This is a genomic window from Glaciibacter kafniensis, assembly GCF_039538945.1.
GTDB lineage: Bacteria > Actinomycetota > Actinomycetes > Actinomycetales > Microbacteriaceae > Cryobacterium > Cryobacterium kafniensis.
Window position 1 is genome coordinate 1,589,019 of record NZ_BAABCN010000002.1, and the last position, 12,773, is coordinate 1,601,791.

Annotated in this window: 8 protein-coding genes; all 8 read right to left on the minus strand. The window is 66.3% G+C overall.

Translation table 11 applies throughout. From position 1 onward, the window contains the following. Positions 1-54: 54 nt before the first annotated feature. Positions 55-3,708, minus strand: coding sequence for a transcription-repair coupling factor (gene mfd, locus ABD791_RS07925; RefSeq protein WP_345064327.1), 3,654 nt, complete (start codon positions 3,706-3,708; stop codon positions 55-57). Positions 3,709-3,873: 165 nt separating this feature from the next. Beyond that, positions 3,874-4,584: an alpha/beta fold hydrolase gene (locus ABD791_RS07930; RefSeq protein ID WP_345064329.1), complete on the minus strand. Its 711-nt coding sequence runs from the start codon at positions 4,582-4,584 to the stop codon at positions 3,874-3,876. A gap of 91 nt (positions 4,585-4,675) precedes the next feature. Then, positions 4,676-5,278: a gluconokinase gene (locus ABD791_RS07935; protein WP_345064332.1), complete on the minus strand. Its 603-nt coding sequence runs from the start codon at positions 5,276-5,278 to the stop codon at positions 4,676-4,678. 16 nt (positions 5,279-5,294) lie between these two features. Then, positions 5,295-6,533: a D-mannonate dehydratase ManD gene (manD, locus tag ABD791_RS07940; RefSeq protein ID WP_345064335.1), complete on the minus strand. Its 1,239-nt coding sequence runs from the start codon at positions 6,531-6,533 to the stop codon at positions 5,295-5,297. A 44-nt stretch (positions 6,534-6,577) separates the two neighbouring features. Next, a complete protein-coding gene (gene uidB, locus ABD791_RS07945; protein WP_345064338.1) occupies positions 6,578-8,080 on the minus strand; it encodes a glucuronide transporter in 1,503 nt (500 codons plus the stop codon). Positions 8,081-8,545: 465 nt separating this feature from the next. Next, a complete protein-coding gene (locus ABD791_RS07950) occupies positions 8,546-10,084 on the minus strand; it encodes a mannitol dehydrogenase family protein (protein WP_345064341.1) in 1,539 nt (512 codons plus the stop codon). Next, a complete protein-coding gene (gene uxaC / locus ABD791_RS07955; RefSeq protein ID WP_345064344.1) occupies positions 10,081-11,499 on the minus strand; it encodes a glucuronate isomerase in 1,419 nt (472 codons plus the stop codon). The genes ABD791_RS07950 and uxaC overlap by 4 nt, the downstream gene beginning before the upstream one ends. A gap of 177 nt (positions 11,500-11,676) precedes the next feature. Further along, the gene (locus ABD791_RS07960) at positions 11,677-12,729 is read right to left on the minus strand and encodes a LacI family DNA-binding transcriptional regulator (RefSeq protein WP_345064347.1); all 1,053 of its coding nucleotides are present in this window, start codon (positions 12,727-12,729) and stop codon (positions 11,677-11,679) included. Between the last annotated feature and the right edge of the window lie 44 nt (positions 12,730-12,773).

Sequence of the window (12,773 nt, forward strand, 5' to 3'; positions counted from 1 at the left end):
CAGAACAGATGGTCGGGGTCAAGGATGTCCGCGGCCAGCGGCATCCGCCCCGCCCTACGCGGCGGGCGTCACGGGCGCCGCCGGCGGCGGCGGGAAGATCGCGGTCAGCAGGGTGCCGGCCCAGTTGATCAGATCGGCGTCGGCCAGCGGCTCGTCGTTGACCCGCGGCATCGGCACCGTGAGCGAGCCGTTCTGGGTGAAGTAACGCGAGCCGGGATACATCCGCTGCAGGCGCACCTGAATCGAGTCGGCGAGGTCGGCCGGGGCCACCCGCAGGTTCGACCCCATCGCGACGACCTCGCTGAGGCTCGCCTGCTGGGCCTGGCGGCGCAGTCGCGACACCGCGATGAGATTCTGCACCGGCTCCGGAGGCTCACCGTAGCGGTCGGTGAGCTCCTCGAGCACCAGGTCGATCTGCCCGTCGGCCGAGGCAATCGAGCTCGCGCTCGACAGCTTCTGGTAGGCCTCGAGGCGCAAACGCTCGCTGTCGACATAGTCCTCTGGAATGTGCGCGTCGACGGGCAGCTCGAGCCGCAGCTCGGTCTGTCCCTCGGCCACATCGCCGCGGAAGGTGCTGACGGCCTCGCCGATCATCCGCAGGTAGAGGTCGAAGCCGACCCCGGCGATGTGCCCGGCCTGCTCGCCACCGAGCAGGTTGCCGGCTCCTCGAATCTCGAGGTCCTTCAACGCCACCTGCATGCCGGCGCCGAGTTCGTTGTTGGCCGCGATCGTCGCGAGCCGGTCGTGTGCGGTCTCCGACAATGGCTTGTTCTCGTCATAGAGGAAGTAGGCGTAGGCGCGTTCCCGGCCACGGCCGACCCGGCCGCGCAGCTGGTGCAGCTGGCTGAGGCCGAATTTGTCGGCCCGGTCGATGATGATGGTGTTCGCGTTGGCGATGTCGAGGCCGGTCTCGATGATCGTGGTCGACACGAGCACATCGAACTTGCGCTCCCAGAAATCGAGCACGATCTGCTCCAGTTGCGCCTCCGGCAGCTGACCGTGTGCGACGGCGATCCGCGCCTCCGGCACGAGTTCGGCCAGCTGCGCGGCCACCCGGTTGATGCTCGACACCCGGTTGTGCACGAAGAAGATCTGACCCTCGCGCAGCAGCTCACGGCGAATCGCCGCCGCCACCTGCCGTTCGGAATACGGGCCGACGAAGGTGAGAATCGGGTGCCGGTCTTCCGGCGGGGTCGCCAGGGTCGACATTTCACGGATGCCGGTGACCGCCATCTCGAGCGTGCGCGGGATCGGCGTCGCACTCATCGCCAGGATGTCGACGTTGGTCTTCAGCTTCTTCAGCTGGTCTTTGTGCTCGACACCGAAACGCTGCTCCTCGTCGATGATGACCAGACCGAGGTCCTTGAAAATGATCGAGTCGGAGAGCAGGCGGTGGGTGCCGATCACGATGTCGACGGTGCCGTCGAGCAAACCCGCGATCGTCTCGCGGGATTCCTTCTCGGTCTGGAACCGGCTCAGGGCGCGCAGGTGGATCGGGAAACCGGCGAACCGTTCCTGAAAAGTCTCAAGGTGCTGGTTCACCAGCAGGGTCGTCGGCACCAGCATGGCGACCTGCTTGCCGTCCTGGATCGCCTTGAACGCGGCGCGCACGGCCACCTCGGTCTTGCCGAAGCCGACGTCGCCGGAGATCAGGCGGTCCATCGGGATCGGCCGCTCCATGTCGGCCTTGACCTCTTCAATGGTGGTCAGCTGGTCGGGCGTCTCCGCGAAAGGGAATGCCTCTTCGAGCTCGCGCTGCCACGGGGTGTCCGGCCCGAACGCGTGGCCCTTGCTGGCCATCCGCGCCGAGTAGAGCTTGACGAGTTCGACCGCGATGTCGCGTACGGCCTTGCGCGCCTTGGTCTTGGCGGCCGACCAGTCGCTGCCGCCCATCTTGCTCAGGGCCGGCGCTTCGCCGCCGACGTAGCGGCTGACCAGGTCGAGCTGATCGGTGGGCACGAAGAGTTTGTCGCCCGGTTGCCCGCGCTTCGACGGCGAGTACTCGAGCACGAGGTACTCGCGTTTGGTCTTCACCGGGTTGCGCCCGCCGCTCGACACCTCGCGCTGGGTCAGCTCGATGAATCGGCCGATGCCGTGGGTCTGGTGCACGACGTGGTCGCCGGCCTTCAGCTGCAACGGGTCGACGACGTTCTTGCGGCGGCTCGCCAGCTTCTTGATCTGGCGGGCGTCGTAGCCGACGGTGCGACCGTAGAATTCCGACTCGCTCACCAGGGTGAGCTTGGTCTCCGGAATCTCGAAACCATGGTCGATGGATGCCTTCAGCAGGTAGGCGATGCCGGATTCAGGGTCGACCGGAAACTCAGTGACGATGCGGGCCGGCAGCTCGAACTCCGCCAACACGTCGGCGGCCCGTTCGACGAGACCGGCGCCCTGCGCGACGATGCCGACGGTCCAGCCGTCTTTCAGGCGAGTGGCGAGGTGACCGACCGCGCCCTCGACGCTGCCCTGAAAGCTGGGCACGGCATCCGCTTCGATGCGCACGGTGAGCAGGTCGTCGATCTCGCGGTGCTCGGGCAGCACAGCCTCGTCGGTGGGGGCGGCTTGGAAGGAGCTCAGCGTCCACCACGGGTGGTCGGATGCGGGCTGGCCCGGTGCCGAGAACTTGACCGAGTCCTTGAGCCGGCCGAGGGTGAGGAAGTCACCGGATTCGAGGTCGATCGGGGCCTCGGCGCCGGCGGTCGCGGCGTTCCAGGCCGCCGAGAGAAACTCGCGGTTCGTGTCGGCCAGGCTGATCGCGCGGGAGGCGACTCGCTCCGGCGAGATCACGGCGATCGCGGCACCCTCCGGCAGGTAGTGGGTGATCGGAACGAGACGGTCGACAAGCGCGGGAGCGAGGCTCTCCATGCCGTCGACGGGGATTCCCTCTGAGATCTTGGCGAGCATCCCGGCCAGGCTCGGAAACTCGTGCTGCATCTCACGGGCCCGCTGACGCACGGCCGGACTGAGCAGCAGTTCGCGGCTCGGCGGCAGACTGACCGAGTCGATGGGTTCGGGCAGAGAGCGCTGGTCGGCCACCGAGAAGGCGCGAATCTGCTCGACCTCATCGCCGAAGAATTCGATCCGGTACGGATGCGCCGCCACCGGCGGGAACACGTCGAGGATGCCGCCGCGCACCGCGAACTCACCGCGGCGGGTGACCATGTCGACACGGGAATACGCCACCTCGACGAGGTGCGTGCTGATCGCCGAGAGGTCATAGCCGCGCCCTGCCGCGGTGAGTTCGATCGGTTCGAAGTCAGTGAGATTGTCGGCGACCGGCTGCAGGGCAGCGCGCACCGAGGCGACGACCACGAGCGGATGGCGCGTGGCCGGCGGCATCTCCTGCCACTGGCGCATCCGCCGCAGCGCATGCAGGCGCTTGCCGACGATCTCGGCGCTCGGGCTCAGGCGTTCGTGCGGCAGGGTCTCCCAGGCGGGAAAGTCGATGATTTCAGCGGAGTCCGCACCGTCACCGACGGTGAAGCAGCCGAGGTTTTCACGCAGCGACTCGGATTCGCGCCCGGTGGCCGTGATGATGAGCACTGCTTCGGCTTTGCCCAGCTCGCGGCGGCGCCCGATGAGCGCGGCAAGTAAGGGGGCCCGCAACCCTTCGGTGAGCGAAAAGTCGGCGTCTCTGGCAGCGAAGCCGAGGGCCTTTTCGAACGTGGAGGCGCGAGAAAGCGCTGCGATTAAGCCCTGGAGGATCACCGGTCAAGTCTAATCGCGAGCGCGCGAGCGCTGCATGCCTCAACCCGGCCGTCGAGCCATCGTCGCGCGGGTTGGGTGCCGCTGCGCGTGGCGGCCCCCACGCGCGCAGCGGCGCCCAACCCGCGCCGCCGGCCAAAGCTGATTGATGGCGCGCGGAGCGCCGGCTCAGATCCAGCCGTCGAGCGCCTTCATGTAGCCGTCGAAGTCGTCGCGATCGATCGAGTGCCCGGCACCGGCCACCACCCGCACCTCGAAACCTTCGTCTTCGAGGTGCATCCGCACCAGTGGCGGCACCAATCGCGACGGGTCTGCCAACACGGCCAGCGACGGAACCTGAACGCTCGTCGGCGCCCGGAATCCAGCCGAGCGATGCCGCGTGAGATCCATCAGCACGCGCGGATCGAACGCGGCGAGGGTCGCCGCCTCGATCCGCACATCGTCGGCACCCCAGCGCGGATTGCGCGCTGCGATCTGAGCGGATGTCTGCCGTGCCAAGCTGCGAAGCGGAAGGGGAAGCAGCATCCGCTGCCACCACGCCAGCGCCGGCGCCGAAAAACCAGGATCGATGTAGATCGCCCGGTCGGGCAGGATGCGGTCGACGGCCAGACTCGCCGTGAGGCCGCCGAGCGAATGGCCGAGCAGAATCTCCGGACGCCGGGGAACTGAGTCGATCAGGTCATCGGCGAACTGCTCAGGGGTGTAGCGCTTGGATCGGGGACTCTGGCCGTGGCCGGCTTGATCGACCGCTATCACGCGGTAGCCTTCGTCGACCAGAGCGGGTGCGACCCGGTGCCAGGTGCGCGAATCAGACATGACTCCGTGCACCAACACCGCGAGGCGGTCGCCGGTCCCCCACTCACGAGTAAACAGCTGCATGCTCGAACACTAGTGTTCGCGCCGGATCAACGAGCCATAACCGGCCGATTTCACCCCTGGCTTGGGGTGAAATCACCCCGGCTGGGGTTGATTACGAACAGAGCGCCGTCTGCTCAGCGGCGGTGAAATCGCGCAACACCACGTCTGCGGAGGCAACCACCTGTGTGTCAGCGAGGCGTGCGCGGATGCGAGTCACCGCATCCGTCAAGATCACCGCAACACTCGGGCTGATGTCGACGACGACGCCTGGCTCGTCGGCGGCGAGTTCTTCAAGTGTCGCGAGCTGCGAGTCCAGCAATCCGCTGGGCATGAAGTGGCCGCTTCGACCTTGCAGTCGCGCGGAGAGCACCTCCTTCGTGCCGTTCAAGTGCACGAAGAGCACGCCGGGTGCCTCGGCCAGGATTGCCTCGCGATAGCTGCGCTTGAGCGCAGAGCAGGCGACGACCGCACCGGCTCCGGTGCGCCGACCATCGGTGAGCACCTGGCCCACCCTGGCAAGCCAGGGCCAGCGGTCATCGTCGGTCAGCGGGGTTCCCGCGGCCATCTTTGCGACGTTCGAGGTGGGGTGCAGCGAATCGGCGTCGATGAAAGGGAGCGCCAGCCGGTCAGCGATCAAGGCACCGAGTGTCGACTTGCCGCACCCCGAAACGCCCATGACGACGATCAGTGGTGCTTCGGGGTAGGAGCGAGCCATCGTGTTCAACCCACCCTTACCAGTCGTGGACGGTGCCGTCGGCGAGCCGGTTGTACGGCAGGTAGGCGGTCTCGTAGGGGTACTTGCCCGCCTCGTCGACATCGAATTCGACGCCGAGTCCCGGCTTGGAGCCCGGGTGCAGGTAGCCGTCTTCAAAGGTCATCGACTGCTCGAAGACCGCGTTGGTCTTGTCGCCGTGCTGCATGTATTCCTGGATACCGTAGTTGTGAATCGACAGGCCCACGTGCAGCTGTGCGGCGAAACCAACCGGGGAGATGTCGGTCGGGCCGTGGAAGCCCGACTTGATCTGGTACTGCGCCGCGTAGTCCATGACCTTCTTGAGCGGGCTGATGCCGCCGAAGTGGGTGGATGCCGCACGCACATAGTCGATGAGCTGTTCTTTGATGAGCGACTGGAAGTCCCACACCGTGTTGAAGATCTCGCCGATCGCGAGCGGGGTGGTGGTGTGCTGGCGAACCAGGCGCAACGCTTCCTGGTTTTCGGCCGGCGTGCAGTCCTCCAGCCAGAACAGGTCGTACGGTTCGAGCGACTTGCCAAGCTTGGCCGCCTGGATCGGCGTCATACGGTGGTGGCCGTCGTGCAGAAGCGGAAGGTCAGGACCGAACTCATTGCGCACCGCCTCGAAAACGGTCGGAAGGTGTTGCAGGTATGACCGGGTGTCCCAGTCTTCCTGCGCGGGAAGTGCACCGCGCTGCGCCGGCTCGTGGTCGTAGCGCACGCCGTCGTTGCCGGGCAGACCCTTGTTCGAGGCGATGCCGTAGATCGATTCGAGTCCGGGCACTCCGGTCTGCACGCGGATCGAACGGTAGCCGAGTTGCTGGTGGTGACGGATGCTGTCAAACAGTTCGGGCAGTTCCTTGCCAGACGCGTGCCCGTAGGCCATCATCTTGTCGCGGCTTGCCCCGCCGAGCAGATCGTAGACGGGCATGCCTGCGGCCTTGCCCTTGATGTCCCAGAGCGCCATGTCGACGGCGGCGATCGCCGCCATGGTGACCGGGCCACGGCGCCAGTACGAGCTGCGGTACAAGAACTGCCAGGCGTCTTCGATCCGGGAGGCGTCACGGCCGAGCAGCAGAGGCACGACGTGCTCGCCGAGGTAGGCGACCACCGCCAACTCGCGACCGTTCAAGGTCGCGTCTCCGACGCCGGTCAGTCCGTCATCCGTCGTCAGTTTGAGCGTGACGAAGTTGCGGTCTGGGCTGGTGACAATGACTTCTGCCTTGTCGATCTTCATTGCTGTTCCCTACTTACTCAAGTGTGATGGTGTGACTGGTGGAGTTACTCGGTGGGCGGGGTGCCACCCGGGCCGCGTGAGACGGTGAACGACGCCGTGGAGAGGGCCGGGTCGATCGGAACCGCGGTGCCGGTAGCCTCACGGCGCTCGGCGATCTCAGCGACGATCTGCTTGTGCTTCTTGTCGGTCAGCGGGTAGAAGATCATCACGACGGCGGCGACGACGGATGCCACGAGCGGGATCAGTCCGGCACCGGCACGGATTCCCAGCTCGGCGTGGGCCGTCTGCGTCGCAGCACCGCCCACGTAGCCTCCCCAGGCCAGAGCAAACGCGGCAAGTGCGCCGCCGACTGCCTGGCCGGTTTTCCGGGTGAAGGAGAACAGCGCGTAGGTGATGCCCTCGGCGCGAACTCCGGTCTTCCACTCGCCGTATTCGACGGTGTCGGCTTCGAGCGTCCAGACCAGCATGTTGACCAGGACGATACCGACCTGGCAGAGGATGAGGCCGCCGAACCCGACGGCCGGCAGACCGGAGGGGGCGAAAAAGACGATCAGGCCGCCGACCGCCATGACGACTGAGCCGAAGATGTACCCGCTGCGCTTGCCGAACCGGCGCACGATGCGCGGGATAAACGCGGCGATGGCAAAGGTGGCGACAAGCTGCACGATCGAGATGACGGCGTACAACGGCAGCGCGTGCAGCACGTCGCGCAGGTAGAACAACTGCACGGTGGCCAGGGCGAGGTAGCCAGTGAGGAAAACGAACGAGCTAATGCAGAGCATGAGCAGCGGCTTGTTGCCCTTGAGCACTGCGAAACTCTGCTTCAGTGAGACGTGGGGGACGTCGCGGACCACGCGCTCCTTGGCGGTGAACACGGTGAAGAAGTAGAGGGCGGTGCCGACAACGACGAAGCCCAGGGTCATGAACGTGAACATGGTCTGCAGGTCCGCGCCGGGCACGATCATCGGGGCGACGAATATTCCCAGTCCCGCACCCACCAGCATGCCGCCGATCGACCGGGCGCTGGCGAGCTTGGCGCGCTCCCCCGAGTCCTGCGTCATCGCGCCGGCCAACGAGCCGTACGGGATGTTGACCAGGCTGTAGGCCAGGCCGAGTGCCGCATAGGTGAGGTAAGCATAGATAAGCATGCCGCTCTCGCCGATCTGCGGCACCGAGAAAGTCGCCGCCGAAAGCAGGAGGAGCGGGATCGACCCGAACATGATAAACGGGCGGAACTTACCGAACCTCTTGCTGAAGCTGCGATCGACGATGCGTCCGGCGAAGATGTCGGCGAAGGCGTCGAAGACGCGCACGACGAGGAGAAGCGTTCCGGCCGCGGCGGCGGAGATACCGGCGACATCCGTGTAGTAGATCAGCAGGAACATGCTCGCAGTGGTGAAAGCGAGGTTGTTCGCCGCGTCGCCTGCCCCGTAGCCGACGATGCTCAGCTTGCTGAGCTTGTCACTGGCCGGTGTGGTTCCCGGCGCGGTTGCCGGCGCGGCGACTGGTGCCGACTGGCTCGGTGCGATGGTTGACGTTGAGGTCATTGCGGGGGCTCCTTTGCCCGTTATTTCACGCATGCGGGCGACTGGGCGCACCGACCGGCGTGAGCGACAGCGTGAGCGGCGGTGTGGGCGACAGTGTGAGCGGCGGTGTGGCCGAAACGACCACGGATCGTGCGATTCGCCAGTTCCCGAACGGGATGTGACTGCGACTTCAGCATGGTGACCTTCCTACGCTTCATTGCGGAGCGCTTCATTGCGGTTTGTGAGGTGTGAGCCTGGGACAAAAAATCATGCCCCGGTGTTCCTTCGTTCAATTAGTGAAACACGTCCCGGCGCGTTTGGCAAGCGGTTGCCATCATTCCCACTTCGCCCCCAGGTAACAATTTCGTGAGGCTTCGCCCGAGCACGACGCTGAATGCCGTGAGGGGTCGCACATCAACCTTCGTCAGCGCAACGAAGGTCGATGTGCGACCCCTCACAGGTACTGGTCGGGCGTTCGTCGCCGGGCTACGCGCCGGCCGTCTCCTCCAGCACGGCACGGATGCCCGCCATCACGACGCTGTCAGCGGCCAGACGGGGGTCGACCAGGGCCACCAGCTCATCGATTGCCTGTTCACGCGGGCGACCCAGCGCAGCCGCGAGCGCGACAGATTCACCGTCGACCAGTTTGCGTCCGGACAGCACGAGCGCAACCCACGACCCCAGCGCCCGAATACCGGCGGCAGCGTCCCGCCCGTCGGCACGTTCGGCCAGCACGATGGGGGCGATGCGCACCCGCAGCTTCGTGACGCCCTCCGCGGAGATCTGGCTGAGTTTGTGCTCGATCCGGGCGTTGTCGAAACGCTCGACCAGGGCTGCACGGTATTGCTCGAGCGCCAGTCCCGACGCGGGAAGATGGCGCACAGCGGCATCCCAGAACTCATCGACCCAGCCGCGGCAGAGCTCGTCACTCATGGCGGCGGCCACGGTTTCGTACCCGCGGAGCAACCCCGCGTAGGCGAGAAGGCTGTGGGCTCCATTCAGCAGCCACAGCTTGCGACGCTCGAAGGGCTCGATGTCATCGACGAAGCGGGCGCCGGCTTTCTCCCAGGCCGGGCGCCCGGCCGGGAACCTGCCGCTGAGTACCCAGTCCTTGAATGGTTCGGTCACGACAGGGGCGTTGTCCTGCCAGCCGGTGAGCGCGGCCGCAGCGGCCAGGTCGTCCGGCGTGGTCTGGGGCGTGATCCGGTCAACGGATGTCGACACGAACGACACGTTCGCGTCGATCCAGTCGGCGAGTTCCACGCTCGCGGCGCGGGCGAGTGCGGTGACGCCGGTGGCCACAAAAACTCCGTTGTGAGGCATGTTGTCGCAGGGGACGATGGCGATCGGTCCGGCATCCGCCCGACGGCGCGCCTCGAGGCCGAGCAGCAGCCTGCCCAGAGTGGTGGTCGGGCCGACGCCCCCGGCAAGGCCGGCATGGCAGGGAAGACCGGCAAGACCGGCAAGGCCGGCATCGCCGGCATCGCCGGCAAGGCCGGCACGGCCGGCAGCGGCTGGGCCAGCGAGAGAGTCGTCGCGAGCGTTGGCCGCGAATGCCGCCTTCAACCATGCCGCATCGGCCACGACGGCGGGGTCGGCCAGATTCGGCAAGCCGCCGGCGGTGAGCCGGTAGCCGGCCTCCGTGATGGTGGTGGTCACAATGGCCGTCTGCGGTGCGGCGAGCACCTCGATCAGACGCGCCAGGTCGGCGCCGTCGATCGCCTCGACAATGCTTGTGATGACCGTGGCCGAATCGCCGGTCTCCGAGCGCTCGATCAGCGTGAACAGACCGTCCTGGGGACTGAGCTCCAGCGCGGCTTTCGGGTTGCGGCCGGTGAATGCCGCGATCCCCCACTCGGCTTTGTCGTCGACCTGGGCAGTGAACCACGCCTGGTGGGCACGGTGGAAGGCGCCGAGGCCGAGGTGCACGATCCGCACGTCGGGGACTGGCGCTGCGCCTTCACGGAGGCCGAGCGCCTTCCTGGTCAGCGGAACGGTCTGCGCGGTATCAAGTGCTGAGCTCACAGTTTGAAGACCTTTCTGGGCATCGCGTCGACCAAGTCGACGATGATGCGTTCTGCAGTGGGGGTGTCGATGCGCCCCTCACGTACGAGACGGGCAAGGAATGCGGAGTCGAGGCGGCGAGCCATGTCATGACGCGCCGGGATCGAAAGAAACGCGCGCGTGTCGTCGATGAAGCCCGAGCTGCGATAGAAGCCGGCAGTCTCGGTGACGGCCGAACGAAACCGGAGCACGGCATCCGGAGCATCGAGGAACCACCACGGCGCCCCGACATAGACGCTCGGGTAGAAGCCGGCCAGAGGTGCCACCTCGCGCGAGTAGACAGATTCGTCGACGGCGAAGAGCACGAGGTGGAAGTCGGGGATGGTGCCGTACTTCTGCAGCAACGGGCGGATCGAGTCGACGTAGGTCGTCGTCGCCGGGATGTCGTGTCCGGTGTCCGGGCCGAACCGCGTGAAGGTGTCGGTGTGGTGGTTGCGCAGCACGCCGGGGTGCACGGTCATGACGAGTCCATCGTCGACGCTCATCCGGGCCATTTCGAGGAGCATGTGCCCCGCGAATGCCCGCTGTTCGTCGTCGGACAGGGTGCCGGCGAGCGCGCGGTCGAACAGCGCCGCTGCGGCGCTCGGGTCGAGGTCGACGGCCAGCGGCTGGAAGACGCCGTGGTCGGCGGAGACGGCGCCGTGCTCGACGAAGTGACGCCGGCGGCCGGCGAGCGCATCGATGTAGCCGGAGTAGCTGGAGGCGGCGGAACCGTTCCATTCGGCGAGCCGGTGCACATTGTCGGCCCAGCCGGCGGCGGCCGGGTTCAGATAGGCGTCGGGGCGAAAAGTGGGGAGCACGCGTCCGGCAAAGCTGGGGTCCTCGGCCAGCGCGCGGTGCGTCGCGAGGTCGTCCATCGGGTCGTCGGTGGTGGCGAGCACTTCGATGCCGAATTGGCTGAACAGCGCACGCGGGCGGAAGGCATCCGTCGCCAGCGCCGCGTCGATGCGGTCAAAGAGCGCATCGGCGTTGTCGATGGACGGGTGCAGATCAATGCCGAATTGTTCGACGAATGCGTGCTGGAGCCAGTAGCCGGAGGCGGTTCCGGCGTAGAGGTACCAGTGCGCGCAGAAGGTGCGCCAGACCTCGCGCGGCGTCGCCACCGCTGCTCCGGTCGTGCGGTCGGGAATGCCGAGGTCACTCAGCTGCACTCCGGCAGCGTGCATCAGACGCGTGACGTAGTGGTCGTAGCGAATGAACAGCTCTGACGGGTCACCGAAGGGGGTGTTGTCCAGCAGGAGGGCCGGGTCGACATGTCCGTGCGGGGACAGGATCGGAAGATCAGCGACCCGGGAGTAGAGGCCGCTAGCTACGTCGCGGGTGGCCGGATCAGCCGGGAAAAGGCGGTCTGGATCGAGCTGAAGCTTCATTGACATTCCTTAATTGAATAGCGATATGACGATTTTGTCAACCGGTTGCCAAACTGCGACGCACACGGAGAGCGTGGTTCTGACGGACGGCCAGGCAGCCGGTCAAACAGCCGGCTGGGCGGTCGACGGAGACAGCCATCGGTGAGATGGCCGGCCAGTCAGACGCTCGGCTGCGACTGACCGCTAATCGGTGATACGGCCGGTCGATCCCCGAACGACAAGTTCGGTGGGCAGCGGCACGTTGCTGATCCCCCGGGGCACTCCGCCGGAATCCTCGTCGATGAGCTCGAGTGTGCGGCGGATCGCCCGCTCGCCGATCAGTCCGAGCGGTGTGCGAATCGTGCTCAGTTGCGGCGAGGTGAAATCCGAGCCGAAAATGTCATCGAATCCGACGATGCTGAGCTGTCCAGGCACCGTGAGTCCGCTTTCCTGCGCTGCCCGCATCAGGCCGATCGCCATCAGGTCGTTGTAGGCCAGCACCGCGGTGACTCCGGATGCGACGACCCGCGACAGGGTGTCCCTGCCCCCGTCGAGCGTCGGCGAGCCTGGCCCGATCTCGACGATGCTCATCCCCCGCTCCGGCGCGTTGGCGAGCAGGATCTCCCAACGGGCGCAGCTCATCCAGGAATTCGCTGGTCCGGAGAGAAACGCGACCCGGGTGTGACCGAGCTCGGCGAGGTGCGTGAGCGCTTGATTGATACCCGGCTCGAGGTCGGGCACGATGCCGTCCACCCCGTCGACCTCGCGGTTGATGACAACCAGCGGCTTGCGCTCGGCCAGCTCCAGAATCTCCTGATCGACCAGGCGCGTCGTCACGAGCACGAGGCCATCGACAGAGGGCAGGATCCGCTCCGCGGCCTCGGCCTCGCGCTCCCCTGACTCCTGCGATTCGGCGAGGATCAAGGTGTAGCCACCCAGGCTGGCCGCACGTTCCGCGCCGCGCACCACGTTGAAGAACATCGGGTTCGTGATGTCGGCTAGCAACAGCCCCAGTGTGTTGGTGCGCCCGGTTGGGAGCGCCCTGGCCATCGGGTTCAGCCGGTAGTTCAGTTCCTTGGCCGCCGCATGGATGCGCTCTTCGGTCTTGACGTTGATGCGCCCAGGCTTGCTCAAGGCACGCGAGACGGTGGACGGATTCACTCCAGCCAACTTGGCGATGTCATAAATCGTGGCCGGAGACTTGCCGCGCCGGGTGCCGCGTGCGGTCACTGATTCACCGTTCTCTTCAGTACTCACGGTTCACCACCATCCTGGGTATCCGGCCGCAGCGTGTCTGAGGC

Bases quoted from the DNA above. Each gene is read 5' to 3' on its own strand.
- ABD791_RS07930 (WP_345064329.1), bottom strand. From the start codon at position 4,584: ATGCAGCTGTTTACTCGTGAGTGGGGGACCGGCGACCGCCTCGCGGTG.
- ABD791_RS07935 (WP_345064332.1), bottom strand. From the start codon at position 5,278: ATGGCTCGCTCCTACCCCGAAGCACCACTGATCGTCGTCATGGGCGTT.
- manD (WP_345064335.1), bottom strand. From the start codon at position 6,533: ATGAAGATCGACAAGGCAGAAGTCATTGTCACCAGCCCAGACCGCAAC.
- uidB (WP_345064338.1), bottom strand. From the start codon at position 8,080: ATGACCTCAACGTCAACCATCGCACCGAGCCAGTCGGCACCAGTCGCC.
- uxaC (WP_345064344.1), bottom strand. From the start codon at position 11,499: ATGTCAATGAAGCTTCAGCTCGATCCAGACCGCCTTTTCCCGGCTGAT.